At 45.0% G+C, this 26649-nt stretch carries 20 protein-coding genes and 1 riboswitch; of the genes, 11 read left to right on the forward strand and 9 right to left on the reverse strand.

What is annotated here, in order from left to right:
* Positions 1 to 34 precede the first annotated feature (34 nt).
* The 3 genes from AACT23_RS03210 to AACT23_RS03220 are packed head-to-tail and all read right to left on the reverse strand — an operon-like array spanning position 35 to position 5418.
* On the reverse strand, positions 35 to 2839 hold the full coding sequence (locus AACT23_RS03210) for an Hsp70 family protein (protein ID WP_094126935.1): 2805 nt from the start codon (positions 2837 to 2839) through the stop codon (positions 35 to 37).
* Between the two features lie 48 nt (positions 2840 to 2887).
* Positions 2888 to 4786 carry an Hsp70 family protein gene (locus AACT23_RS03215; protein ID WP_094126937.1) on the reverse strand — a complete coding sequence of 633 codons (1899 nt, stop codon included), beginning with the start codon at positions 4784 to 4786 and terminating at the stop codon, positions 2888 to 2890.
* A complete protein-coding gene (locus AACT23_RS03220) occupies positions 4786 to 5418 on the reverse strand; it encodes a DUF2760 domain-containing protein (protein WP_026028849.1) in 633 nt (210 codons plus the stop codon). The genes AACT23_RS03215 and AACT23_RS03220 overlap by 1 nt, the downstream gene beginning before the upstream one ends.
* 357 nt (positions 5419 to 5775) lie before the next feature.
* On the opposite strand from AACT23_RS03220, the gene AACT23_RS03225 reads away from it, so the two are divergent.
* Complete coding sequence (locus AACT23_RS03225; protein WP_094126939.1) at positions 5776 to 7299, forward strand: sensor domain-containing diguanylate cyclase; 1524 nt, start codon at positions 5776 to 5778, stop codon at positions 7297 to 7299.
* Between the two features lie 94 nt (positions 7300 to 7393).
* Positions 7394 to 7924 (forward strand): 3'-5' exonuclease, encoded by a 531-nt coding sequence (locus AACT23_RS03230; protein WP_047689084.1) that lies wholly within the window; start codon positions 7394 to 7396, stop codon positions 7922 to 7924.
* A 6-nt stretch (positions 7925 to 7930) separates the two neighbouring features.
* Here AACT23_RS03230 and AACT23_RS03235 read toward each other — a convergent pair whose 3' ends face one another.
* Together AACT23_RS03235 and AACT23_RS03240 are read right to left on the reverse strand one after the other, a co-directional pair.
* A complete protein-coding gene (locus AACT23_RS03235) occupies positions 7931 to 8374 on the reverse strand; it encodes a tellurite resistance TerB family protein (protein WP_026027231.1) in 444 nt (147 codons plus the stop codon).
* A gap of 83 nt (positions 8375 to 8457) precedes the next feature.
* Complete coding sequence (locus tag AACT23_RS03240) at positions 8458 to 8862, reverse strand: hypothetical protein (RefSeq protein ID WP_017042483.1); 405 nt, start codon at positions 8860 to 8862, stop codon at positions 8458 to 8460.
* A gap of 240 nt (positions 8863 to 9102) precedes the next feature.
* On the opposite strand from AACT23_RS03240, the gene hrpA reads away from it, so the two are divergent.
* Positions 9103 to 13038: an ATP-dependent RNA helicase HrpA gene (hrpA, locus tag AACT23_RS03245; protein WP_094126941.1), complete on the forward strand. Its 3936-nt coding sequence runs from the start codon at positions 9103 to 9105 to the stop codon at positions 13036 to 13038.
* 103 nt (positions 13039 to 13141) lie between these two features.
* Entirely contained in the window at positions 13142 to 13624 is a 483-nt protein-coding gene (locus AACT23_RS03250) for a porin family protein (protein ID WP_017044743.1), read from the forward strand.
* 89 nt (positions 13625 to 13713) lie between these two features.
* On the opposite strand, the gene AACT23_RS03255 is transcribed toward AACT23_RS03250, so the two are convergent.
* Positions 13714 to 14625: a LysR family transcriptional regulator gene (locus tag AACT23_RS03255; RefSeq protein ID WP_013856811.1), complete on the reverse strand. Its 912-nt coding sequence runs from the start codon at positions 14623 to 14625 to the stop codon at positions 13714 to 13716.
* Positions 14626 to 14723: 98 nt separating this feature from the next.
* Between AACT23_RS03255 and AACT23_RS03260 the strand changes: the two genes are divergently transcribed.
* Positions 14724 to 16127 (forward strand): MDR family MFS transporter, encoded by a 1404-nt coding sequence (locus AACT23_RS03260; RefSeq protein ID WP_017047601.1) that lies wholly within the window; start codon positions 14724 to 14726, stop codon positions 16125 to 16127.
* A gap of 72 nt (positions 16128 to 16199) precedes the next feature.
* Here AACT23_RS03260 and AACT23_RS03265 read toward each other — a convergent pair whose 3' ends face one another.
* Positions 16200 to 17681 carry a carboxypeptidase M32 gene (locus AACT23_RS03265; RefSeq protein ID WP_094126943.1) on the reverse strand — a complete coding sequence of 494 codons (1482 nt, stop codon included), beginning with the start codon at positions 17679 to 17681 and terminating at the stop codon, positions 16200 to 16202.
* Between the two features lie 220 nt (positions 17682 to 17901).
* On the opposite strand from AACT23_RS03265, the gene AACT23_RS03270 reads away from it, so the two are divergent.
* Complete coding sequence (locus AACT23_RS03270; protein ID WP_013856840.1) at positions 17902 to 18534, forward strand: LysE family translocator; 633 nt, start codon at positions 17902 to 17904, stop codon at positions 18532 to 18534.
* A 334-nt stretch (positions 18535 to 18868) separates the two neighbouring features.
* On the opposite strand, the gene AACT23_RS03275 is transcribed toward AACT23_RS03270, so the two are convergent.
* Positions 18869 to 20248 carry an alanine/glycine:cation symporter family protein gene (locus AACT23_RS03275; protein WP_017050528.1) on the reverse strand — a complete coding sequence of 460 codons (1380 nt, stop codon included), beginning with the start codon at positions 20246 to 20248 and terminating at the stop codon, positions 18869 to 18871.
* A 123-nt stretch (positions 20249 to 20371) separates the two neighbouring features.
* Positions 20372 to 20465: riboswitch (glycine riboswitch) on the reverse strand.
* A 358-nt stretch (positions 20466 to 20823) separates the two neighbouring features.
* Between AACT23_RS03275 and AACT23_RS03280 the strand changes: the two genes are divergently transcribed.
* Complete coding sequence (locus AACT23_RS03280) at positions 20824 to 20982, forward strand: hypothetical protein (protein ID WP_010319274.1); 159 nt, start codon at positions 20824 to 20826, stop codon at positions 20980 to 20982.
* A 19-nt stretch (positions 20983 to 21001) separates the two neighbouring features.
* Positions 21002 to 21736 (forward strand): chromosome partitioning protein ParA, encoded by a 735-nt coding sequence (locus AACT23_RS03285; protein ID WP_094124875.1) that lies wholly within the window; start codon positions 21002 to 21004, stop codon positions 21734 to 21736.
* Positions 21737 to 21804: 68 nt separating this feature from the next.
* On the opposite strand, the gene AACT23_RS03290 is transcribed toward AACT23_RS03285, so the two are convergent.
* On the reverse strand, positions 21805 to 22911 hold the full coding sequence (locus AACT23_RS03290) for a M20/M25/M40 family metallo-hydrolase (protein ID WP_094124876.1): 1107 nt from the start codon (positions 22909 to 22911) through the stop codon (positions 21805 to 21807).
* A 559-nt stretch (positions 22912 to 23470) separates the two neighbouring features.
* Between AACT23_RS03290 and hppD the strand changes: the two genes are divergently transcribed.
* The 3 genes from hppD to AACT23_RS03305 all read left to right on the forward strand — a co-directional run.
* The gene (gene hppD, locus AACT23_RS03295) at positions 23471 to 24544 is read left to right on the forward strand and encodes a 4-hydroxyphenylpyruvate dioxygenase (protein ID WP_017042492.1); all 1074 of its coding nucleotides are present in this window, start codon (positions 23471 to 23473) and stop codon (positions 24542 to 24544) included.
* Entirely contained in the window at positions 24537 to 25667 is a 1131-nt protein-coding gene (locus AACT23_RS03300; protein ID WP_064625238.1) for a homogentisate 1,2-dioxygenase, read from the forward strand. The genes hppD and AACT23_RS03300 overlap by 8 nt, the downstream gene beginning before the upstream one ends.
* Positions 25668 to 25690: 23 nt before the next feature.
* The coding region (locus AACT23_RS03305; RefSeq protein WP_094126945.1) for a fumarylacetoacetate hydrolase family protein at positions 25691 to 26649 on the forward strand (959 nt) is incomplete at its 3' end.

Below are 26649 nucleotides of genomic sequence, written 5' to 3' on the forward strand. Positions count from 1 at the left end.
ATCATAGCAACGAGAGTGGTCAAATTAGGTCGATTCATTTTTTAAGCAGTATCAACCCACTTGGCAGAGTATCACCGAAGACACGTTTGGATTCTGTGTCAGACAGGTCATGCACTTCATTAACCAAAGTAAACCAAGTTTCTGGAACCTTACTCTGCTTTATCTTGGCTAAAACGAGCTGACGAACATCATCGCTAATATCAAAAAGACGATCTCCTGTCTTGCGACACATCATTACCGCGGCAAAGGCAATCATCGGTTCTTTTTGCCAGTTTTGATCAAGCAACTTCGGTAACCATTGTTCCACTTGCGCTCTTGGGATGACTGAATGTTGACTACCATACAGTAGCGTCCGAGAGGCTAACCGCCCAAGGGCCCACCAGTGTGCTTGTTCACATTGAGTTTGATTAATAGCTTTGTTCAAAAACCACGTGGCAAGTAATACTTTATCTTCCACTTCTAGATGTTCCAGCGAAGCGGCAAGCCGCACCATTGCTTCGTACCCTTTGTCGTGCGCTTCTTGAGCTGATTTTGGATTTTTGATTGCGCTAGGGTGAAGATACTTAGCGATATCTGCCAGAATCGTTTCTTGTTGTTCCTGCCTCAGTCCGCCAGCAATACGCCGCCAAAATACCCACCAATCGCTCCAGCCTTGATGATTTTGGAATTGAATACCTTGTTGATACAGATTCCACATCTGTTCCATACGCCAAGGATCAGTTGGGTCGCCAAATCCTGGTCGCAGGGCAAACCCAGCCAGACGCAACCAGTTTTTCTCGTGTTGCTCTGAGCGACGTCGACGTTTACGGCCTTGAGAAAATGCATCAAAGAGCGGTCGTAGCGTGGTGAAATCCCATTCATCACGTGGCCCTAAAAGCTTATCTAAATCTTTGCCAAGCGTTTTTATGGCTTGGTTATCAGAGGCTTTTTTATTGCCACTATAAAGGTGTGTGATGAGCGAAATCGCCTCTGACAAGCGAGGATGACGTTGGATTTCACTGTCTGACTCACTGTGCTTGCGAACTTCAAACTCAAGTTGCCATCGGTTTTTTTCGTCCTCAACACTGACACATTCAATCTTAAGCGTGCCGACTTCAGTTAATTGACAAGCCAGTTGAACTTCCACTCGTTGCTTTTGGTTAGCGTGCAATAGAGCATCATCATTTCCTTTTAACGCCGTTATATAAGGAGGCAGTGGCGTAAAAAGCTCATGTTCAACAGCCAATAACAGACCATTTTGAACGCGGCGATCAGTAAACATATCGTGAGTCGAGGTCAGGATGTTGAAGCGTACTGGTTCACCTAACGTCAGTGAAAATCGACGGCTGGTTAAGCGTATCTCTTGTCCTTCTTCGGTGCCTTTAGCCAAGACACACAGAGCATGTCCCGCACTGTTTTTTTCAGGCAGGTGTAAAAAATAAGAGCGTGCCGATCCGCCGCCGATTTTAAGCTGTGCACCTTGGCGAGCTTTACCATACGCGACAGCACCGAGTGCGACTGCCCAATCAGGATGAGGATTATCAAGCAGGGTGATCGGTGAACCGCGCCAATCGGTCAATAATTGAGTGATGCGCTTTGTGATAAGCTCACTATTAAATACGCCGCCATTAAGTAGTAATCCAACTGGAATGGCCGTTGCGTTTGACTCTTGCTTGAGCGCAAGGCGAGAAACGGCTTGGTGTTCAGCTAAAAATTCAGCAATGTGTTTACTCACGGCAGGGTCGGCTGCGTAGGGCAAACCGAATTCCACCACTGCACTGCGGCGTTTATTTGGACGTTCTTGTACCGAGCAAAGTGGGAAAAAGCCTTCCAGTGCAATCTCATGCACCTCTTGTTTCGTCAGGGAAATGCTTTTTGCTGCGCCTAATAGCTTTGAACCACTGCCAAGGAGCGTAATTTTTAGCTGCTCTGGGGCTTGGTTTGATAAGAGTTGCTCTTTGACTTGGCGAGTTTGCTGAATTAGTTTGCTCAAACTGGCGGCGGTTAATTTTTTCGAACCGTCAAAGCGTTGCTCAGCTAGATGAGCTAATGCTAAATCAAGGTTGTCACCTCCGAGCATTAAGTGCTCGCCCACGCCAATTCGGTCAAGAGAAAGTTGGTTGTCTGCGCTGTGTTTTGCTTCAATTAAACTGAGGTCTGTCGTACCTCCGCCCACATCACAAACCAAGATCAAAGGGAGTGATTGCAGTTGCTGTGAGGCACAATGGCGGTGACGTGCGTACCAGTCATAGCAAACTGCTTGTGGCTCTTCAAGTAGTACAATTGAGCTTAAGCCAGCCAGTGTTGCAGCTTCGATGGTGAGCTTACGAGCCGTTTCATCAAATGATGCCGGTACGGTGATAATGACATTTTGATCTTCAAGTCGATGACTTGGATGGCGGTAGTTCCATGCTTGCCGGATGTGATTGAGATAACTGGCGCTGGCAATGACAGGGGAAACTTTCGCCACATCGTGAGCGCCTGCCCACGGTAAGATGGCTTGCTTGCGATCAACCCCTTGATGGGAGAGCCAACTTTTCGCGCTGGATACTTGTCGCCCTTCTACTTTTGCACCTAAATCTCTTGCCCATTGGCCAATAATTACCTCTTTGCTATCGCCCATAACCGGTTCAATTTGCCAAGGGAGCGATAGGGCATCAGGTGCGATCTGCCCGTTGGCTGGGTGATAACGAAATGACGGAAGGAGTGGTTTTCGAACCACTTCACCGGGGCCAATCAATTGGTCGACCTCAAAAAGATGCACGGGTGAGTCTTCTAACGATTCGGTGATTTCACAAAATGCCACCACAGTATTGGTGGTGCCTAAATCGATACCGACGAGAAAGCGAGGAGAAGACATGGAGGCTCCTGAATTTCAAAAAAGGCATCCGAAGATGCCGTGTGGGGATTATTGAGTGACTTGAGGATCTTCACGCACATCGAACTCAACGTGCCATGTTTGGCCGTTGTCGGTCGCAATGGCTTCTAAGTGAAGTGTCCCGAGTTCTGTGATCGTTGAGGCTAAGTGAACCGGAACGACTTCGCCTTGTCGACGTCCTTCAGAAACAGGCAAGGTGACGTGGATCTCGGGCAGCTCTACAAGTTCTTCTGGAGCCCAATAATCTAAGTGCATGCCAGCTTCGTCATCGCGGCGTATTGTTGAACCAAAGAATTGAAAATGTACAGGCTCACCAATGACCAATCCAAACTCTTGGCTTGGTACGCGGACACTGCTTCCTTCTTCCATGCCAAATGGAGCGACGCACAAGGCTTCCATCGGCGGTGTGATCCCCGGAATGGCAGGCATAGCACTTTCAATACCGACGTAATAACTCGAGGCAATGCCACCGCGAATACGCACACCTTGTCCACGACGAACTGCGCCGTAATACGCTGCGCCACATGCGACGGCTAAATCAAGGTCTAAGCCTGTTAAGCGCTTCATCTGTGGTGCTCCCACAGTGCTCAACCAAGCATTAATAGTGCTGAGAAGACGGTTTGCTAATAAATCGGATTTTAACACGCCACCGTTTAGTAAGATGGCGGTCGGTTTGATAAAATCCATCTCCGGAGCTTCGCCCATACCGGGCATGCCAGCAAATGGGTTATCATTCAGAGCGGATTGTTCTAGAGCGGATATGTCGCCACCCATTGCATGGGCTTGTTTTGCCAAGAACGCGGCGATATGGCGGGTAATTCCAGCGTCTTGCGCGTAGGGAAGGCCCATTTGCGTTAATGCGCCACGTGCTTTTTGTACGGGATGATCAGTGATATTCACTTGTGGGAAAAAACCATCGACCAAGGTTTGTTGCACTTCTTGTTGAGTCAATTCGGTTTTAAGCGTTGTACCGAGCAGTTTTGAACCGCGACTTGGTACCACAATCGGTACGGAATGTAGGGCACTGTCATTAAGAAGCGCCTCTTTGGCATCTCGGCAAGCGTGCGTCATCGCTTGTACTTGCCAAGGGGCTAATTCTTTACCTTCTTGCGCCAATTTCATTTTTAAACGGTAAGCAAGGGCAAGGTCCATGTTGTCGCCGCCGAGTAAGATGTGCTCACCAACCGCAATCCGATTGAGCGTTAAGTTACCAGCGTCTTCAGTCACTTCCACTAAGGATAAATCAGTGGTTCCCCCACCAATATCAACCACGAGAACAATGTCACCCACTTTGACTTCATCGCGCCACGCATCGTGGCTATTATCTATCCAACTGTATAAAGCCGCTTGTGGCTCTTCAAGCAGCGTTAATTGCTCAAAACCAACGTTGCGTGCTGCTTCAGCGGTTAAATCTCGGGCGGCTGGATCAAATGAAGCGGGTACTGTTAACGTGACATCTTGTGTAGCTAAGGGGAAGTCAGGGTGAGCGTGATCCCAAGCGCTTTTTAAATGCTCTAGATAGCACTCAGTGGCTTTTAATGGCGAGATCTTTTCCACTTCATCGCTGCTACCCACGGGTAAAAATGCATCACGTCGATTGACGCCACCATGACATAGCCATGATTTGGCACTGGCGACTAAACGAATCGGTGTCTTACTGCCAAGGTTGCGCGCAATGGCACCGACTAAAGCTTTTGGCTCGGACGACCAAGGCAAAACACGTGCGGCAGGGCTCATCTCATGTTCATGAGGCTGGTATAAAAACGAGCCTAATTGATGACGGCTTTCAACCGTACCGGGCGCGGTAAGTTGAGGGATGCTCATTACTGAAACGCGAGCGTTTTCATCCTGTGTATCAACATAAGAGAGCACGCAATGTGTTGTGCCTAAGTCAATACCAATACTAAATTTTGCCGCTGTCTGTTCCATTACAATTCAACCTCGGCAGGTGCGATGATTGAAGCATCATACTGTTCAGCCAATTTAGGCAAAGTGATAGCTGTTGCTTTCCAGCCTTTATGGACTAAGGTGCCATTAAAGGGGGCTGAACCCGTCACATTACCCGTTAAGCGAACTTCTTGCGGGTTGAAACCGGCTTCAATGGTAATTCGGCTCTCTTCATCTTCGCCGCGAATGGGCGTGAGCTGAATGTAATCTTGTAGGACTTTTTTACCACCGGCGTGGATCACGCGCGCCGCGGCTCCAACTTCCTCATCAGAAAAAGCGGTGACATCTTCATTTAAGAAGTCAATCAGACGAGCTTCTTGCTGCATTAACGACAAAAGTTGTAGGGCGGAATCGGTTGGCGCTGTCGCTAATTTAGATTCGACTTCAACTACGCGCTCAATCACTTTTTCTACTTCTACGATTTTTTCGACTTCAACAATCGTTTCAACCGGCTTTTCGACTTCGACAATTTTCTCGACAGGTTTTTCAACAACTTTCTCAACGACTTTTGATTTGCGTGATACCACAATGAGAAGTAGCAAAAGGCTTGATGCACTGAGCCCAGCATGCAGCATGTCAAAGGTGGTAGGGATCATATTTAAATCGAAGTTCATCACAATTCTCTTTACACAATGAAGTAGGCGTGGGAATTCTCGTGAGCCTACGGTGAATAGACTTAAAAATAGGGGCGCAGCTTACCATATTCAAGGCGAATACAGGATAGAAAGTCCGCATCATCACGTTTAAGCTAAAGTGATTGCTTGCGTTTTGAGCAGTATCAATCATTAATTCTCTATTCTGGTTCAACTTTAAGATTAATTGGTTAATAAATTGGTGACTGGCTATTGATTTACCTACTTTTATAAGAGTAATTTGAGTCCTGAGTCCTGAGTCCTGAGTCCTGAGTCCTGAGTCCTGAGTCCTGAGTCCTGAGTCCTGAGTCCTGAGTCCTGAGCCACGGAGAGGCTGTTATGTTCGAGAGCGACAAAAAGGTGATCTATCCTTTATGTATTTCAATTATTACCTTAATGATGACAGCGTCAGTCATCTCATTACTCTACATTAATCAAAAGAATCATATTGTCATGTTGTTTGATAGCCACGCCGAGCATCAAGCAAGCATATTAGACACGTTGGTTGCAAATGATGTCAGTTTTATTGGTTCGGCTGCCAATTTTTTGCATGCTACCGAGGGGGGGAGTGTGCAAGGATTTGACGTTTTTGCCCATGGGGTTATGTCAACATCCTACAGCCTTATCGGTTTGCAATGGTTAGCGAAAGTAACAAAAGATGATGCTGACGAATTTGTAACATTAATGAGGGATCGTTTGCCTCAATTTGAGTTATTTACAGTACCTAAAGCGGCTCAAAAGGTGATTGGATTTTCTGAAGAGAATGAACAACCCGTTTATGTTCTGAGTGATATTTATCCTCAAACCAAAAGTAACCTTGAATTGCTCGGCTTCTATTCGCTACGCCCTCGCTTTCAAAGAATTGCTGCACATATTGAGAGTACGGGGCTACCTGCTATATCCGATAAGGTCCGCCTATTGCAAGATGGCATAGAAGCACACCACAAAAAGGATGGATTATTGGTGTATCATCCCGTTTTTAACTACAACAAACAGGAAATGATTGGTGTGGTAGTGGGTGTTATTCGACTCTCTACTTATTTTGATGGATTGGTGAGCCGCACGGCGTCCGATCATCGATTGTATATGAAAGTAACCGATCTCGGATTTGATGCCGAAGATGATCCGATTCTATTCCAAAGCCCAGATTGGGATTCAATCAAAGGCATAGAAATAGAGAAACGCTTATCTCTGCCTAACCGTGATTGGAAAATTGATTTTAAGTTCTCAGAACCAATAGCGAGCAACATACAGTGGATTTTAGTGGCGCTCAGCGTCGGTGGTTTAATTATTTCGATCTTGTTAGGTTATGTTGTCTATTTGTTGATGAGAGAAAAACTTCATCTTAGCGAGATGCTAGAAGAACGTACTGAAGAACTGCGCTTTTTAGCGGACCACGATAGTTTGACTGGGTTGTATAACCGACGTGCATTCGGACGTTTACTGCAAGAGAACGTCTTACAGAAAAAAGCTTTTTCGTTGGTAATGTTTGATGTCGATGATTTTAAACTGATTAATGACAACCATAGCCACATTGCAGGCGATGAGATGCTAATACATATCGCAACGGTTATTTCACGTCATATGGGAAATAATGATGTTTTAGCTCGGTTAGGTGGGGACGAATTTTGCATTATTTGTGAATTGTCAGAACTTCAATCTTTGCAGTGTTATTTAGAAACATTACGAGCGGCTGTTGAATCAACCGGATATGAGTTCATGGATGAGGTGCTGTATTGCACGCTCAGTATTGGGGCGGCGATCAATCATACTTATGATCAAGAGTCTTTATTACATTTGGCAGACAGTAAGTTATACGAAAGTAAAGAAAATGGCCGCAACCGAGTTTCAATCGCCCAATAACTGTCCGAACGAAAGGGCGAGAGTCGAGTTTTTGAGAGGAGTCGAGTAAGATAGTGTTCTTTGACCACTTATATTTAAAGGATACGCCTGAACAATGAACTATAACCGAGTTGTCTGCTTCGATTTAGAAATGTGCTGCTGGAATGAAAATGGGGTTGGGACAACGGGTGAAATCATTGAAGTGGGTTTAGCTGAAATTGATGTGCAGTTGGGCACGATTGTGAAGCGTGCTCAATATTATGTCAGGCCAGAGCAAGACGAAATTTCGCTGTTTTGTAGTGAGTTAACCGGGATAACTCCGCGTAAAATTGAAAAACAGGGGCGACCACTTGCAGGTGTCGTTCAATCAATGGTCAAGAATTTTGGCGGCCCAAACAAGATTTATGTTTCGTGGGGGCGTGATGACCAAATTTTAGCTAAAGAGTGTGAGCAGAAGGGGATCGTTATGCCTTTTAGCGAGTTCATCAACCTAGCAACGCTCTACCGTATTCAGCAGAGAATGAAAGAAAAACGTATTGGTCACCGCGCCGCACAAGAAGCGCAAGGCATTGAGTGGGAAGGGCGACAGCACTCCGCTTATGTTGATGCCTACAACCTTGCGAAATTGGCGTTAACGATGTTGTAATCCGCTCTATTTTTGAGCGGAAAGTTTAGCGCGGATAAATTCACTGTGGTCGACATACAATAATTCTGCCGCTTTGCGGATCACCGCCTCTTCGAGTGGGTCTATCTCACCGTCCGCGTGCGCCACTTGCCACATCGCCTTGATAAGTTCATATCGCGTATCTTGCGAGAGCTCGCGTAATTGTGAAGTGAAATCATACAATGAAGCTGACTGTTTGACGCTTTGTTCTGCCCGAATGAGCAGTTCCGTGGTTTCTGTATCATCTAACGCTAATAGTCGTTTAACTAATTGAAACTTAGCGTCATTTTCTCGTGTGTCAATTTGATGATCGGCTCCTGCCACTTCTCTGAGCAAACAAGCAATCGCTAGGTTGGGGTTAGTGTTGGAGCGCTGGCCTAAATCTTCTCCGTCCAAGAGTTGCTTGAATAGCGATGTAATGGCATTAAACATAAAAAACCTACTGAAAATTTCGAGTCATTATTGTTTAAATAGTGGCGTATTGAGCAAAACACAAGTCAGAATAAAGTGAGATTCTAAATATCACGAGATTCATCTTCATCGTTCTCGTGATAAAAATCATTCGGATCTTGAGGAACGCTAGGGTCTTCTAGTATTTCAATGACTTCTGAACTTGAGTATTCATGCCCCATCAGGAAAAGCGCTAACATGGCATCGGCTTTGGATTTATTGTCCGCTTTTTCTAGCAAAATTTCTTCAAAGCGTCGCCGTATCATGGCAATCTCATGTTCAACAAAACCGCGACCTTCTTCCTCTCCTTCACCTTCCTCGGGCGCATTATCAAACTCCAGAAACAGAAAATGGCCGTCCAATTGTGTGTCAATAAGACGTTCAGGCAACCAAGCCTCACCCATCACCAATTCTGGATCGGTGTTATCGGGTAGTGAATCGAGTATGTGTTTCAGTTCAGATGCTTTCACAGTTTTATCGTTTCAGTAATCATGTCGCTATTGTAGCGGCGATTTTCTTATAAACATAAGAAATCCTGATCCGATTGCCCAATTTTAAATCGCTTAATCATACGAACGATGGCAAAACATACCGGAATCGAGGAGGAAGCGAATAAATGCTCGCCGTTTGTGAAAGGATAACTGATTGCAGGTGCGTTGATTATGCTACAATCCGCTCAGTTTTATGTAATGAAATGAATAGGAAATGCTTTGACCTCGTCACAGCCCAATCAACACAAGTCAATGAACGCTAGCAGCAACAGTGCGGCATCTCTGCGCAATGCATTGAAAGAATGCATGATGCGTGATCGTTTTCGTCTGAGTAAACGCATCTCTGGTGCGAGCAAAATAAAAAATGAGCAAGCCAAACATGCCGTTTTTGATCAAATTGCGCTCGATATTGCTCAGTCAATGATGGTGGCGCAGCAGCGTCTCAACAGCCGCGTTACCATCGACTACCCTGATTTATTGCCCGTAAGCCAAAAACGCGATGATATCGCCAAAGCGATTGCTGAAAACCAAGTGGTAATTGTGGCGGGTGAAACAGGGTCAGGCAAAACGACTCAGTTACCCAAAATTTGCGCAGAACTTGGGCGCGGTAAATATGGCCTGATTGGCCATACGCAACCACGTCGTCTTGCTGCGCGTTCGGTCGCGAGCCGAATAGCGCAAGAGATGGAAACAGAACTGGGGGGCTTTGTTGGCTATAAAGTTCGTTTTAACGATCAAATTTCCGAGCAGACTCAGATCAAATTGATGACTGACGGGATATTGTTGGCCGAAATCCAGCATGATCGTTTTCTCAATCAGTACGACACCATCATTATCGATGAAGCGCATGAGCGCAGCTTAAATATCGATTTTATCTTAGGTTATTTGAAAGAACTGCTGCCGCGTCGTCCGGATCTCAAAGTCATCATTACTTCGGCCACCATCGATCCTGAACGCTTCTCTAACCATTTTAGTGGCGCGCCTATCATTGAAGTGTCGGGTCGTACTTATCCGGTCGATACGCGTTATCGACCACTGCTTGGTGAAGAGGACGCAGACCGCGATCAACTTGAAGGTATTTTTGAAGCCGTCGATGAACTCTGTGCTGAAGGACTTGGCGATATTCTGATCTTCATGAATGGTGAGCGAGAAATTCGTGATACGGCCGATGCGCTCAGTAAACGTAACTTACGTGATACTGAAATTGTGCCGCTTTATGCACGATTATCCGCCGGTGAGCAGAATAAAATCTTTCAGCCCCATATAGGGCGGCGCATTGTTTTAGCCACCAACGTGGCAGAAACATCCCTTACCGTTCCGGGTATCAAATATGTCATTGACCCAGGTACGGCGCGTATCAGCCGTTATAGCTACCGCACCAAAGTCCAACGTTTGCCGATTGAACCAATTTCTCAAGCGAGTGCAAATCAGCGTAAAGGACGTTGTGGTCGTGTTGAAGAAGGGATCTGCATACGCCTCTATTCCGAAGAGGATTTTCTTTCACGCCCAGAATTTACCGATCCGGAAATACTGCGTACCAACTTAGCCTCGGTTATTTTACAAATGACCGCACTTGGGCTGGGTGATATTGAAGCATTCCCGTTTGTGGAAGCGTCGGATAAACGCAACATTCAAGATGGTGTGCGTTTGCTTGAAGAGCTTGGTGCGATTGTTCCTGATACCAATAAACACGGTCACGACAGCAAAAAGCAGTTGACGGATATGGGGCGCAAATTAGCACGCTTGCCGATTGACCCCCGTTTGGCGCGTATGGTGCTTGAAGCGCCAAAGCTTGGCTGCGTAAAAGAGCTAATGGTGATTGCCGCTGCACTTTCGATTCAAGACCCACGTGAACGCCCATCAGATAAACAACAAGCCTCAGATGAGAAACATCGCCGATTTTTTGATGAAGAGTCCGATTTCCTGAGCCTAGTGAATTTGTGGAACCACATTCAAACTGAGCAAAAAGCGTTAAGCAGCAGCCAATTTCGTAAGCAGTGTAAACAAGATTACCTCAATTATTTGCGGGTACGCGAATGGCAGGATGTCTACTTCCAAATTCACCAGTCGATGCGTGAAATGGATTACAAATTGAACGACGAACCGGGCAATTACCAAAGTATCCACAGTGCAATTTTGGTTGGTTTACTGTCGCACATCGGTATCAAAGACCAAGAGAAAAATGAATACCAAGGGGCTCGTAACGCTCGCTTTAATATTTTTCCCGCTTCTGGTCTGTTTAAAAAGCAGCCCAAGTGGGTGATGGTCGCCGAATTGGTGGAAACCTCTAAACTGTGGGGGCGTATTGCAGCTAAAATCCAGCCTGAATGGGTGGAACCGCTGGCACAGCATTTGATCAAGCGTAGCTACAGCGAACCGCATTGGTCAAAAAAACAAGCCGCCGTCATGGCCTATGAAAAAGTGATGTTATATGGCATTCCTATTGTGCCTAAACGTTTGATTAACTACAGCACCATTGACGAGCCACTATGTCGTGAGATTTTCATTCGCAGCGCATTAGTTGAAGGTGATTGGGAAACCAAACATGCGTTTTTCAAGCAAAACCGTCGCTTATTACTTGAAGTCGAGGAGCTTGAGCATAAATCTCGCCGCCGCGATATTTTGATTGATGATGAACAGCTTTTTGAGTTCTACGATCAGCGAGTAGCAACGGATGTGGTCTCTGGGCGTCATTTTGATGCGTGGTGGCGAAAAGTCAGCAAAGCCACCCCAGATCTACTCAACTTTGAAAAAGAGATGTTATTTAAAGGTGATGCTAGCCACATCACTGATTTAGATTATCCCAACTTTTGGCATCAAAACGGTATTAAGCTGAAGCTCAGCTATCAATTTGAACCTGGCGTGGATAGTGACGGTGTCACGGTACATTTGCCATTGCCGATCCTAAATCAAATTGAGCCGACAGGGTTTGATTGGCAGATCCCCGGGTTACGTCATGAATTGGTTGTCAGCCTCATCAAGTCTTTGCCTAAAACACTGCGCAAAAACTTTGTACCGGCACCTAACTATGCGGATGCGTTTTTAGCTCGTGTCACACCGATGGAATTGCCTTTATTGGATGCGATGGAAAAAGAGTTAAGACGCATGACGGGCGTCGAGGTGAAGCGTGAAGATTGGAAGCTAGAGCAAGTTCCGGATCATTTAAAAATCACTTTTCGCGCGGTGGATCATAAAAATCGCAAACTCAACGAGCATAAAGATTTATATCAGCTGAAAGAGAGTTTGAAAGAGAAAGTACAAGAAACACTCTCTCAAGTGGCAGACGATGATATTGAACAGCAAGGTCTGCATACGTGGAGCTTTGGTGAATTACCGAAAGTGTACCAACAAAAGCGCGGCGGTTTCGAGGTTAAAGCCTATCCAGCGTTAGTGGATAGTAAAGAAAGTGTTGAAATTAAGCTTTTTGAGACCGAGCAAGAACAACTCAATGCAATGAAAGCAGGGCAAAGGCGTCTGATTTTGCTGAACGTTCCTTCACCGATTAAATATCTGCACACCAATTTACCGAACAAGTCAAAATTGGGGCTCTACTTTAACCCGTATGGCAAAGTACTGGACCTGATTGATGACTGTATTGCTTGTGGGATTGATAAGTTAATTGAGCAGCAAGGCGGTTTAGTGTGGGAGCCGGAGCAGTTTGAGGCACTGAAAGAGTTTGTGCGCGCTGAATTGGGCGATACTGTGGTCGATATCGCCCAACAAGTGGAGACGATCCTTACCACGGCATTCAACATTAATAAAAAGCTGAAAGGGAAAATCGATTTTACGATGGCTTTTGCGTTATCGGATATCAAAGCGCAGATCGAAGGTTTGATCTTTAAAGGCTTTGCCACCGAATGCGGCTGGAAGCGTTTGCCGGATATTCTGCGTTACATGCGCGCGATTGAACGTCGGATGGAGAAGTTACCCATTGATCCAAATAAGGATCGTTTGCACATGTTGAAAATTGAAGCGGTAACCAATGATTACAAAGCGCTACTAAACAAGATACCTCGCGGTGCAGAAGTACCTGAAAATGTTAAAGAGATCCGTTGGATGATTGAAGAGCTTCGCGTGAGTTTATTTGCTCAGCAACTTGGCACTCCTTATCCAGTTTCAGATAAACGTATAAAAAATGCGATTGATGCTTGTTAGGTATAAGATTTGCATCTAACCAACAGTTCACTATAATTTGACGCTATGTGGCAATCGGTCGCCGTTTTGAGGCCACTGCCAAATTAAATAAAGAAGGTTCATCATGAAAAAGACTTTAATCGCACTGGCGCTGATCAGTACATCTTCAATGGCGTTTGCTGACTCTTGGATTTATGGCGGCGCATCAGTAGGCCAATCGGATTTGAATGGTAAAAGCGGTACTTCGTACAACATTCATGCCGGTACTGGTATTCTTCCTCTGATTGGCCTCGAAGCGGGTTACACCGACCATGGCAAATTTGAAGTCACTGCCACGAATGAAATCGCGGCCTCTTCTGTTTATTTTGCGGTAAAGCCAAGCATTGATTTTGGCCCTCTGCATGTGTATGCCAAGGGTGGTTTGCATTCTTGGGATAAAAAATTAAACAGCAATAAAATAGATGATGGTTTTGACATCATGTACGGTGTAGGCGCTGAATACTTCCTGATGGGGCCAATTTCAGTTGGTGCAAGTTACATGAATTACACTTTGGGCGATGACGATATTGGTACGGTTTCATTCAACGCGACCTTCCACTTTCTTTAATCTAGTCACTCAATCGCTTTCAACCACTTCTTGCTCGTTAGCAGCAAGAAGTGGTTTTTTATTTGAGCAGTATGGTGTGGTGTACATTCTCAAGTACGCCAGTAACTGAAAGCAAAGCGCGACCAGTGATTGATGATGTAGTCAATAAATGCCTGAGTTCGCTCAGGAAGAAAACGTCTCTGAGGGTGCAGCAAATAAACATCCGCTCCTTCAATCTGCCAATTAGGCAATAATGGCACTAATCGTTTCTCCTCTAACTCCTTATCAATTAATCCTTTAGGTAACCTTGCAATACCCATATTCATGAATGTGGCTTGTAAAATCGTATCAATTTCCTCAGAGCTAATACGTGCCTGAGGGATAAATTGAAAACGTTCTTTGCTTTGCTGATGTTCAAATATCCACGCTTGTTTGGTATTTAAAGTCAGTAGTGGCAGAGAAAGTAATTGCTCTGGATGTTTTAGCAGCAAAGAGGCCGAGTAGTCAGGGCTTGTGCACAACACGGAAGGGTTATTAGCCAGTTTGCGCGCAACCCAATCGGATTGCGGTTGTGGACCAAAACGCAGCGCTATATCAAGGTCGTGCTGGGTATGATAATCCAGCCCTGCACCGACTTGAATACGAATGTTGACTTTAGGATGTTGCTGACAAAATTCCAGTGCTAATGGACTTAGCTGATGCCGAATGGGTAGGATTGGCGCGTTAATGACGATCTCGCCTCTAAACTCTTGTTTGGCTTTTAAAGCTTGTGCTTGTTTATCTTCTATTTGGCTAAATAGGTTGGCATAGGTTTCAAACAAATGCTCGCCTTCTTTCGTTAGTACCACTTCTTTACTGTTTCTGATCAGTAGAATGCTGCCAATATCTTGTTCCAACTGCTGAATTCTGCGGCTCAAAGTGCTGGTGGACAAGGCTTTTTGTTTTGCTGCCAGCGTAAAATTGCCACATTTCACTACCGTTAAAAAGAGTGATAAATCATCAAGTTTCATCATTAATCCCATTTATGCAATAAGCCATCCCATTCTATCCTATTTTAGGATGTGCACTATTACGTTATCGTGTCGGTCGCGCATTCTAATCAAGTTCATATGAGGGGCACATGCCTACCGATTCAACTTATTCGGCTAATCCGAAAATTATTTTTGCCAGCGTTGCTTTAGTCATCGCTTTAGGCTCTCTTGAAAAAAGCATCGTTACCACACCATTGGCTCTTATTGGGCAAGATCTCTCGGCAGGACAAGCATTAACATGGGTGATTACTGCTTATCTATTAGCATCGACCGCTGTATTGCCCGTCTACGGTAAACTGAGCGACTTGTTCGGACGAGTTCGGATGCTAAATGTCAGTATCGTGATCTTTATGTTGGGTTCCGCGCTGTGTACCTTTGCTTTTGATTTACCCAGTTTAATTGGTGCTCGTGTGATTCAAGGGATTGGCGGTGGAGGCTTAATAGCTCTGGCATTTACCGTTATCGCCGATTCAATTCCTGCGCGCGAAGTGGGCAAGTACCAAGGTTATATTTCAGCGGTTTATGCGGTGTCCAGTATTGCAGGGCCACTGCTTGGCGGCTATTTTGCTGACTACCTCAGTTGGCGGTGGGTATTCGGTATTAATTTACCGCTAGGGTTGGTGGCACTTTACATGGTTAACCGCTATTTGAAGCATCTCAATAAGCGCAGAGATAGTCGCTTTGATTGGGTGGGAGCAGCGTTACTCATGAGTGCGACGACTTTGCTGCTGTTATTACTTTCTTCACATTCATTTATCCCTACTGGCTGGGGTGCGTTTGTATTACTGGCGTGTTTAGTTGCTTTGGTGGTTGTTGAACGCAGAGTGAGTGATCCTATTTTACCGGCGCGTTTAGCACGTCTTCCGAATTATCTGACCGCGATTGTTCTTATTATGGGATCGCAAATGCTGATGTTTGCGCTTTTGGTCTATTTACCACTGCAGTTTCAATGGCAAAAAGGACTCACTCCGTCAGAAAGCGGTGCCATTATGGTGATCTTCATGGTCTGTATTACCTCTGGCGCTTATGTGGGTGGGAAGCTCATCGCGAAGTTTGGTCGTTATAAGATGTTAGTGATCGTCGGTTTTGCTTTAGCTATGGCTGCATTGTGGCAAGTTCATTACGATATGTGGGTGAAATTTGCATTGGGTTTTGCGGGTATAGGTATTGGTTTAACCTTACCGGCCTTAGGCGTTGTTGTACAAAGTGTCTTACCCGCACGCGATCGCGGCATTGGCATGTCACTGTTTAATTTTGGACGAGAACTCGGCGGTGCACTCGGTGTTGCGTTCTGTTCCGCGCTCTTTTACCTGAGAGTGCCAAGCGAAGTCATGGTTGCTGAACACGGTGCCGAGCAGGCCGGCGTTTCCACTCAGGTATTATCACAAGGTTTTAGCTTGGTTTATATTGGCATGAGCGTACTAGCGTTACTGGCGATGTTACTGACAGTATGGCGCTTGCGTAAAGATGCATTGATGAAAAGTTCATCATGAATTCCTGCGTGTTATTGAGCGTTAACTAAGTGTGAAAAAAGCAGCGATTTAAGCTGCTTTTTAAGTTTGGCGCTAAAGGTATCTATGCTTTAGGTGGTCTTGGAAATATTGAGCGTTAAGCACATCCCCAGTCGCTTGTTTCACCAATTCATCGGTTGTTAATAAGCTACCTTTTCGCCAAATATTATCGGCAAGCCAAGTAAATATTGGTGATAAATCACCACTGCGAATGGCGGCATCAACATCCACCGTTTTCTTCATTGCTGCCATAAACTGCGCAGCGTACATCGCGCCAAGTGTATAACTTGGGAAATATCCGAAAGCGCCATCTGTCCAGTGGATGTCTTGCATACAGCCGTTTTGGTTATTTCCTTGGGTAGAAAGGCCGAGGTAAGCCTGCATTTTTTGATCCCATAGCTCAGGCACATCGGTATGTTTGATATGACCATTGATCAAATCACGTTCAATTTCATAACGTAAAATGACATGCGCTGGATAAGTGAGCTCGTCGGCATCGACACGAATAAAGCCTTTTTCAGCTCGAGTGTAGATCTTCTGGAAATTCGCTTGTGCAAATACTTTATCTTCACTACCTGAAAAATAGCGGGCGGCTAGGGTGGCTAAGTGCTCAATAAAGGGTTCACTGCGCCCCATCTGCATTTCAAAAAAGAGCGATTGAGATTCATGAATACCCATCGAACGCGCTTCTCCTGCTGGTGTACCTGCAAGATGTTTAGGCAAGCCTTGCTCATAACGTGCGTGGCCCGTTTCATGGACAATGCCCATTAGAGACTGAATAAACTCCGACTCATTATAACGAGTGGTGATCCGAACATCGGTTGGAACACCGCCGCAAAAAGGGTGAACGCTTTCATCAAGGCGACCGTGTTCAAAATCAAACTGAAGCAGTTTCATGACTTCTAAGCCTAGCGCCTTTTGCTTTTCAGCAGGGTAATGGCCAGTCGGTATGATTATCTCTTCGGCGCGTTGCTTCTCTATGACTTGATCGATTAATGTTGGCAGCCAAGTTTTAACATCGCTGAAAACAGCGTCCAATGATTGAGTTGTTGTACCCGGTTCGTAAAGATCGAGCATCGCATCATAAGGCGTTAAACCTGTAGCATCAGCGCGGATCTGCGCTTCTTGCTGTGAGAGTGTGACCACCTCAGCCCAGTTTTTCTCAAAACCGACCCAATCATTGTTTTTGCGTTGGGTACGCCAAGCATGTTCACACTTTGAACCAGCAAGAGATTTCGCTTGCACCAAAGCTTCAGGTAGTACGTTTGCCTGCTGCCAGTGGCGTTTGAGTTCACGCAGAGTTGCTTTTTGCTCATCGTCCAATGGCTCATTTTGTGCTTTATCAAACCATTCAGCCAATTGAGGTTGAGTATGTAAACTATGAATATGAACGGACAAGTGCGCCATCGCTTCCGAGCGAGCTTGAGCGCCGCCAGCAGGCATTACTGCGGCTTGATCCCAGCCACAAATAGCCGCTAAATGATTGAAATGTGAAATTTTCTTAGAATGTTGAACTAATTGATTGAATGCATCCATGGAATTAGCCTTCCGTGACGTAAAAGAGAAGTAAGTGTAGCAACCATTAAGTGTCTAACCAAGGCTATCCAAGTCAATCAAGGTGAAAGAGCGTGACCCAAACCAACAAAGCTGAGGGGATTTCATTATTTTCTTATCCAGTGAAAACTGTTAAAGACTTTATAAAAGAGCTCAGGTATAAAAAGGCAAACGATGACATTTCTTTTATACAAGGACGGGTATGTATATCCAAAACGTTGAAGCCTTTCTGATCGCAATTACTATATTAACGCTAACTCCGGGGCTAGATACGGCACTGGTGATTCGTAACACATCACGAGCAGGGTTCACTGACGGCAGCATAACAAGTTTGGGTATTTGCATGGGGCTATTTGTGCATGCGACCTTTTCCGCCGTTGGTATTTCGGCGATTTTGGCACAATCGGCCGAGCTGTTTCATGTGGTTAAAATGATTGGTGCGGCGTATTTAATTTGGCTGGGACTATCCAGCTTAAAAGCGTTGCTGAAAAATAGCCAAGGTATGCAGGTTACGGCGATTTCACACAGTGAATTTACGCTGAAGCGGTCATTGCGTGAAGGCTTTCTTTCCAATGTGTTGAACCCTAAAACGGCAGTATTTTATCTCGCATTTTTGCCGCAATTTATTAACCCAGAATATTCTCCGTTGTTGCAATCGCTTTTGATGGCTGCCATTCATTTTGTTATCGCTATGTGTTGGCAGTGCGGTTTAGCGGGCGCATTAAGCTTTGCAAAAAACTTACTCAAGAATGCGTCGTTTATGAAATGGATGGAAGGGACAACAGGCGTGGTTCTAGTTGCTCTGGGTCTAAAATTAATGCTTGAGAAAAGATAATTTAATCAATTAGTTGTAGGAGTTTTCTGAACAAAGCTAGAATGACATTTTTTGAAGTTACTGCTTTAAATTTACGATATAAAACCTTGCATGGATTACGAGACATCACGTGTTGAGGGTAATTTGAATATATTGGTTATTTGTGCAGTTATCTTAGTGTGTTTTTTGTTGTTTCTGGAAGGATTAGCCTTGGGATACGGTGTTCCTACCTCGATAATCATTTTAGCTGTTTTAAACTTATCGTATTCTTGTTTGGATAAACAGATTAAAAAGCGGAAAAGACAGGCTTCAAACCGCAGGTAGGCGATTTAATGCCTACCTGCGATGTGGTTACTCAGTATTGAGTTTGAGGATTACGCGCCAAAGGCGCTGACTGTTTTTCAAAAAATAGCTTGGTCTCTTCAAGCACAATATGACGTAATGCGATTAATCCGATCAGATTAGGGATAGCCATTAAACCGTTAACGATATCAGCAATAATCCAAATCATATCAAGGTGCAAGAATGCACCTGATGCCACCAAACCGATAAAAATCAGCTTATAGGGCATTACTGCTTTGGTGCCAAACAAAAACACCACGCAGCGTTCACCGTAATAGTTCCAGCCTAAAATCGTCGTAAAAGCAAAAAACATCAAACCAATGGAGACCATCATCGGGCCCAAGGTTTGCGCATTTAAGCCCACGGCAAATGCATAGGTTGTCATAGCGGCACCAGAAAAATCACTTTGCCATGCGCCAGTTAAGATCAGCGCAAGCCCGGTCATGGTGCAAATAATGATGGTGTCAAAGAAAGTACCAGTCATTGAAATCAACCCTTGTTTTACGCAAGAGTCAGTTTTCGCTGCCGCCGCGGCCATTGGCGCGCTGCCAAGACCAGATTCATTAGAAAATACACCGCGCGCAATCCCTGATTGAATCGCTAGCATGATGCTCGCTCCTAAGAAACCACCAGTAGCGGCTGTGGAAGTGAAGGCAGAAGTAATAACTAAACTGATGGCCGTGAGTAATTGATCGCTGTTGCTGATGATCACACTCAAACACGCAAGGATGTAAAAAAGGGCCATGGCAGGTACCACTTTCCCAGCCACTTTAGCAATTGATTGAATACCACCGACCGTGACAAATGCGACTAACAGCGTTAGAACCACTGCTGATATTTCGCGTGACACACCAAAAGAGATTTCAGTAGCATCTAAAATCGCGTTGACTTGTGGGAATGTACCAATGCCGAAACAAGCGACGCCGATGGCAAATAGGGCGAATAAAACCGCCAAAGTTCGCGAGCCCACGCCATATTGCAGGTAATACATCGGGCCACCAACCATTTGGCCTTTGTCATCCACTTGACGATACTTTACTGCCAGTAAACATTCAGCGTATTTGGTCGCCATACCAAACAGCGCGGCTAACCACATCCAAAATAGCGCGCCCGGCCCACCGAGCTTAATCGCTGTCGCTACGCCAACGATATTACCGGTTCCAATCGTCGCGGAAAGTGCGGTACATAAGGCGGCAAAGCTTGATACATCGCCTTGTTTACCGGCGTCTTTGTCTTTACTAAACACCATCTTAAGTGCGGTAGGTAAATGTCGAAATTGGATAAGACCGAGACGAAACGTAAAATAGATGCCTGTACCGACCAATAAAATTAAAAGTGGTGGTCCCCAGACAAAGTTGTCTATAGATTCAAGAATAGATTGCAGGTTGTTCATTAGTTCCCCTTAATAAAACGACAGTTAAGGAGAAGAGGGAAAGGGCAGTAATCTGAAAAGATCCCACAAAAAGATCACAGCAGGCCAGTGGTGAAGAAACCACACCTATTTATGATTGTAACTTTCCACTCCTCTGTCCTTTTGCCTGAGAGTTTCACCCCAAATAGGGTTTGCTCCTTCGGCGACCGATTAAACGGTTCTCTCCAGAGGTTCCTCCAACTACAGTCCTCGCCAGCTCTCATAAGAGAGAGCATTAGCACCTGAAAGATTTACTTCTTCGGCGAGCCTGTTTACTCATACTTTGAATAAACTAAGGCTACTCTCCTGCAGTCTTCATCGGAACTGATGATAAGTGCGCTTACCATCAAGGCGAGATATGTTACATAAAGCGTTTTTCAAGACAAGAAAAATTGTGCTTTTGATCTCAATTTGCTGCCGTTTGGTGGTTTGTTAACCATTTATAGACGTAAACGTAGGATGAGGGGTGAAAACTTTACGCTTGTTGTCGATTGTTCTACTTTTTTCTGACTTATCGCGTGTTATAAATGATATACACTACGTGAGAGGATAGGCTAATGACACGACTCATCACCATTATTTTATTGATCGCCATTGCTTTTATTTTTATTCGTTATCGTACCAACGAAAAGTTGCAAAAAGGTGTGGTGGTTTCTTTACTCACTGCTTTTGTCATTTATGCTGCCTCAATTGTGATTACTGAATTAACTCGCTGAGATAGATAGGAGCGAAAGAGTGAACAAACAGACGGACATTGATGCACAAGACGATGTCGTAGTGATTGAAGAACGAGACAAACGCACCTACGTCTACATCGCGTTAGCAGGGGTGTTGGGGTTAGCATTAGGTGGCTTAATCGGTTCAAGTATCACCACGAATAACTGGCAAAAAACATACCATCAGCTAGAAGAAAAATATGAACAGCTCACCCAAGATAAAAGCCAATTAGCTGAAAAAGTGCAATTAAAAGTCGCCAGTGTCGAAACTGAAGTAGCAAATAAACTTCAACAAGCATTAGAAGAGCAACAAAAGCAGTATCAACAAGAGCTGGATCAAGCGCAAAGCCAATACCAAGCATTAATGGCAGAAAATAAAGCGCTGCAAGCGAAACTTAATACACAGGAAAATACACTAGCGCAAGTTGAGAACAAAAATTCTAAATTAAATCGGCAAGCCGATATGCAGGCAACGATTTTTGAACGTTCACGCGAACTGTTCCAACGTGAATTGAAAATTAAGCAAGAGTTAGAAGCGCTGCAAAAAGAGAAAGAAAGTTTAGTACCGAAGTTAAAAACGCTCAAAATCGATTGTGATGTCTACTTAGAAGGTAAGTCGTGGGATGCAAAATCAGACGCATGTGATAAGCAAGATGAAGCGAATTCAAGAATTAGCCAAATCGATCAGATGATCCAAGTCCACCGCATGGATTTAGAACAAATCAAAGCGTTAACGGAAAATATAGGCTTATAATTTATACAAATCCCACCAATGTTTCTTTAGCAGGCCTCGCGAAAATGAGGCCTGTTTTATCGTAAGGCTTATTCGGTCAAATACGTTGTTAGGAATTCTGCAATCTTCACCATATCACTGATCGCAATATACTCTTCGGTGGTGTGAACTTTCGCCATGCCCGTTGACAAATTGACGGTCACTAATCCTTTTTCGTTAAAGTTGTTTGCATCACTGCCTCCACCAGTACGTTTGGTTTTTGGTGCAATCCCAACCGATTCAAAGCTCTTTTTGATCGCAGCGATATGCGGATGCTCTTCATCCAATACAAAGGCGTTGTAAGCACGAGTAGATTCAATCTCAACCTGCGCGCCATGCTTGTGCGCCGCGGCCTGAAATGTTGACACCATATGTTCAACTTGTAGGCTCAACTTATCATCATTCAATGAACGGGCTTCAGCGACAATTCTAAGATCAGGCATGACGATATTCGTTGCGCCACCGCCATGAACAAGGCCGATATTCGCCGTGGTTTCCTCATCAATACGCAGCAATTTCATTTGGGTAATCGCATCGGCTGCGACGGCGATAGCGCTAATACCTTCTTCAGGAGCAAGGCCTGCGTGTGCGGGTTTGCCTTTTATATTAACGATGATTTTTTGCTGCCCTGGGGCGGCTTTAACGATGGTTCCTATTGGACCACCAGTGTCGAGTACAATCGCCTTAGCCGATTGAATATGAGACATATCAAAGTGTTTGGAGCCTTGTAGCCCGCCTTCTTCATGGACGGTGAATGCAATTTCAATGGTTTTATGAGGTTGTTTTTGCGCTTTAATCGTTCGAATCGCCTCCATAATGGCCGCAATACCCGATTTGTCATCGCCGCCCAAAATGGTTTCACCGTTAGAGCGAATGACGCCATTTTCAATGACGGGTGTAATGCCAATCCCCGGTTTGACGGTATCCATGTGACAGCTCAGTACGACACTGTCATCGAGTTGTCCTGCTAGGCGAGCATAAAGGTTAAAGCCATTGGAAACATGTTCAGGTACGAGCAGTTTTTGGACTGAAAAACCAAGCTCACCCAATTGTTCAGACAGCGTTTCTGCAATCTGTTTTTCGTTACCCGATTCGCTGTCAATTTGAATTAGTTGTAGAAAGTGCTCAACCAAGCGCTGTTCATTTATCATGGTCATTTTGTTATCTCGTAGGAAACAGAAGCCATACCATATCGCGTGTGGATGACGCGATGTTCTGCGATAAATCAAAGAAGCACGACAAAATAACCGAATTTTTCGCTTATATATAGCCAATGGCTATTGTTTTAAACTTAATGATTCACCTGTGTTGGCCTAATGTTTTGTTCGTGTAGCTCGACATATAAAAATCATGTGCGCCTAACACCTCGCCCGATTGTGTGTTTTTTGCCGGAGGCAGTGTCGGCTTTTGATAAATGTAGCTAAAATGTTACGCCGTGCTATTTATCTTACTGAGCAACTGGTTATGATTGACTTGTGATTAACGTGGCCAATTAAGTAAAAGTGCTTAGTATTCAGTCAAATAAAAATAAATCATCTCTGTGAAATTCGCTAATTTACTATCCTATTGCTCATTAATAGATTTGTGTAACATTTTAATTACATTGACACTATTTGTTCTCCGCTAAACCGTTTTTCGTTATAGGGTTCATTTTTGCTGAAAATTACGCCATGTTCGCAATACTCAACACAAGCGTTAACAAAAAAGGAGCGCGAGATGACCTCAACATTTAACCCATTGGGAACAGACGGTTTTGAATTTGTGGAGTACACCGCGGCTGATCCCGCTGGAATCGCGCAGTTAAAAGAGCTGTTTACTTCTCTTGGCTTTGCTGAGATAGCCAAGCACCGCTCAAAAGAAGCGTGGTTATATCGTCAAGGGGATATCAATTTTATCGTTAACTCTCAACCCCACAGCCAAGCTGCAGCGTTTGCCAAAGTGCATGGACCTTCAGTGTGTGGGATGGCGTTTCGCGTTCATGATGCATCTGTCGCCATGCAGCATGTGCAGGCAAATGGCGGGCGAGAATACAAAACACAAATTGGCCCAATGGAACTGAGCATTCCCGCGATTTATGGAATTGGCGATAGCTTGCTCTATTTTGTCGACCGTTACGGTAGCCAGAGCATTTATGATGTGGATTTCAAGTTCTATGCCGATGCCAATCAACGAATGACTCACGCCAATGTTGGCTTGTTCGAAATTGACCACTTAACGCATAACGTCAAACAAGGCCACATGGACGTTTGGTCTGGCTTTTATGAGCGGATTGGTAACTTCCGTGAAATTCGCTATTTTGATATTGAAGGTAAGCTAACAGGACTAGTTAGCCGTGCCATGACAGCCCCTTGCGGCAAAATTCGCATCCCAATCAATGAATCGTCTGACGATAAATCACAAATAGAAGAGTTTATTCGTGAATACAATGGCGAGGGGATCCAACATATCGCTTTATCAACTGATGATATCTACCAGACGGTACGTACTCTGCGCGAGCGAGGGATGGATTTCATGCCGACACCGGATACTTACTACGAAAAAGTCAGTGATCGAGTTGAAGGGCATCAAGAAGATGTTGATCAGTTAAAAGCGCTGCGGATCCTGATTGATGGCGCACCGATGAAAGATGGAATTTTGCTGCAAATATTTACTCAAACCGTTATTGGCCCAGTCTTTTTTGAGATCATTCAACGCAAAGGCAATGAAGGGTTCGGGGAAGGTAATTTCAAAGCGTTATTTGAGTCGATTGAAGAAGATCAAATTCGACGAGGAGTACTCAGCGATGCATAAATGGATCACATTTCCTCATCGAGAAGGGGTATGTTCAAACCAAGCTCATGCCGACTTCCCGCAAGAGGCCATCTATGAAAGAGAAGCAGGACGCAGTGGCTTTTTTGGCCCTGCGGCCCATTTCCATCACCAACATGCACCGACTGGGTGGAGTGAATGGCAAGGTGAGTTAAGGCCGAGAGCCTTTAATTTTAATTTGATCGAGCAAGCCAAACAAAGTTCACCGTGGAGCGTGCCACATCTATTGCATAATGCACAATGTAAAGTCCGAGTATGGAAGCTGGCTCAAGCGATGGATCATTTAGTGCGTAACGCCGATGGTGATGAGTTACTTTTTATTCATCAAGGAAGCGCTGATTTTTATTGCGATTACGGACACTTGAGCGTTTCAGAAGGGGATTATGTGTTGATCCCGCGCTCAACCAATTGGCGGCTTGAGCCAAGTGAGCCGATGTTCATTCTAATGATAGAGAATACGGATGCGGCGTATGCTTTGCCAGAAAAAGGGCTAGTAGGGAACCACGCCATATTCGATCCTGCGGTTTTGCAAGTCCCGTCGATTAATCCAGAGTTTAAAGCGCAGTATTCAGAAAAGACCACCCAAGTTCATTTAAAACGTCATGAGAAAATCAGCGTCATTACTTATCCATTTAACCCATTGGATGCAGTAGGTTGGCACGGTGATCTTTCCGTGGTGAAACTCAACTGGCGAGACATTCGGCCGTTGATGTCGCACCGCTATCATTTGCCGCCCTCCGCTCACACAACGTTTGTTGGTCAAGGTTTTGTGGTCTGCACCTTTGTGCCTCGGCCGATTGAGAGTGACCCCGGCGCTTTAAAGGTTCCGTTTTATCATAACAATGATGATTACGATGAAGTGCTCTTCTACCATGCGGGTGATTTCTTTAGCCGCGATAATATTGAAGCTGGCATGGTCACTTTTCATCCTGCCGGGTTTACCCATGGCCCACATCCGAAAGCGTTCCAAGCTGGGCAAGAGCATAAGAAAAAATTTACCGATGAAGTGGCAGTGATGATTGATACGCGGCATGCATTACACTTTAGTGAGGCGGCGCAGCAGGTTGAAAATCAACAGTACGTCTACAGTTGGAAGAGCGAATAAACGAATAAGAATAAGGAAGTGACATGAAGTTAGCTACGCTAAAAAACGGCACAAGAGATGGTTTATTGGTCGTGGTCAGCCATGACTTATCAAAATGCGTTGCTGTGCCTGAGATTGCCGAGCATTTACAGCAAGCCTTAGACCGTTGGCAGGAAACCGCACCGATGCTCAGCGAAATTTACACGGCGCTGAATGAAGGCGAATTGCTGCAAGAGATGCAGTTTGATCAAACCTTGTGTCATTCGCCGCTGCCTAGAGCGTATCAATGGGCCGACGGTTCTGCTTACGTCAACCATGTCGAGTTAGTACGAAAAGCACGAGGTGCGGAGATCCCTGAAAGCTTCTGGAGTGATCCGTTAATGTATCAAGGTGGTTCGGATGCTTTTCTTGGACCGCGTGATGATATTCAAATGCAAGATGAAGCATGGGGAATTGATTTTGAAGCCGAAGTGGCCGTGATCACTGATGATGTCAGAATGGGTGCAACCCCAAGTGAAGCGGCGCAAGCGATTCGATTGGTGATGTTGGTTAACGATGTATCGCTGCGTGGTTTGATCCCTCAAGAGCTTGCTAAAGGATTTGGTTTTTTTCAATCCAAACCGTCTTCAGCATTCTCTCCTGTCGCTGTCACACCCGATGAACTAGGCTGCCATTGGGACGGCGGAAAACTCAACCTGCCATTGCTATCAACCTATAACAATAAACCATTTGGTTGCCCCAATGCTGGCGTGGACATGACGTTTGAATTCCCACAGTTAATTGCTCACGCAGCAAAAACGCGCCCATTGTGCGCGGGCACTATTATTGGCTCTGGCACGGTTTCCAATAAACAGGGAACCGATTTTGGCAGTGCGATTGCTGAAGGAGGTGTCGGTTATTCATGCATTGCAGAAGTGCGGATGATTGAAACCATTCGGGACGGTAAACCAAGCACCGAATTTATGAAGTTTGGTGACAGGATAACGTTAGACATGCGTGATGA

The organism is Vibrio sp. V09_P4A23P171 (genome assembly GCF_963875615.1).
GTDB classification, from domain to species: Bacteria; Pseudomonadota; Gammaproteobacteria; order Enterobacterales; family Vibrionaceae; genus Vibrio; species Vibrio anguillarum.

Coding starts and splice junctions, on each gene's coding strand:
- AACT23_RS03235 (WP_026027231.1), bottom strand. CDS start 8,374: ATGTTTAATGCCATTACATCGCTATTCAAGCAACTCTTGGACGGAGAA.
- AACT23_RS03250 (WP_017044743.1), top strand. CDS start 13,142: ATGAAAAAGACTTTAATCGCACTGGCGCTGATCAGTACATCTTCAATG.
- AACT23_RS03230 (WP_047689084.1), top strand. CDS start 7,394: ATGAACTATAACCGAGTTGTCTGCTTCGATTTAGAAATGTGCTGCTGG.
- hppD (WP_017042492.1), top strand. CDS start 23,471: ATGACCTCAACATTTAACCCATTGGGAACAGACGGTTTTGAATTTGTG.
- AACT23_RS03280 (WP_010319274.1), top strand. CDS start 20,824: ATGACACGACTCATCACCATTATTTTATTGATCGCCATTGCTTTTATT.
- AACT23_RS03255 (WP_013856811.1), bottom strand. CDS start 14,625: ATGGGATTAATGATGAAACTTGATGATTTATCACTCTTTTTAACGGTA.
- AACT23_RS03220 (WP_026028849.1), bottom strand. CDS start 5,418: ATGAACTTCGATTTAAATATGATCCCTACCACCTTTGACATGCTGCAT.
- AACT23_RS03290 (WP_094124876.1), bottom strand. CDS start 22,911: ATGACCATGATAAATGAACAGCGCTTGGTTGAGCACTTTCTACAACTA.
- AACT23_RS03275 (WP_017050528.1), bottom strand. CDS start 20,248: ATGAACAACCTGCAATCTATTCTTGAATCTATAGACAACTTTGTCTGG.
- AACT23_RS03210 (WP_094126935.1), bottom strand. CDS start 2,839: ATGTCTTCTCCTCGCTTTCTCGTCGGTATCGATTTAGGCACCACCAAT.
- AACT23_RS03265 (WP_094126943.1), bottom strand. CDS start 17,681: ATGGATGCATTCAATCAATTAGTTCAACATTCTAAGAAAATTTCACAT.
- AACT23_RS03215 (WP_094126937.1), bottom strand. CDS start 4,786: ATGGAACAGACAGCGGCAAAATTTAGTATTGGTATTGACTTAGGCACA.
- AACT23_RS03270 (WP_013856840.1), top strand. CDS start 17,902: ATGTATATCCAAAACGTTGAAGCCTTTCTGATCGCAATTACTATATTA.
- AACT23_RS03225 (WP_094126939.1), top strand. CDS start 5,776: ATGTTCGAGAGCGACAAAAAGGTGATCTATCCTTTATGTATTTCAATT.
- AACT23_RS03300 (WP_064625238.1), top strand. CDS start 24,537: ATGCATAAATGGATCACATTTCCTCATCGAGAAGGGGTATGTTCAAAC.
- AACT23_RS03260 (WP_017047601.1), top strand. CDS start 14,724: ATGCCTACCGATTCAACTTATTCGGCTAATCCGAAAATTATTTTTGCC.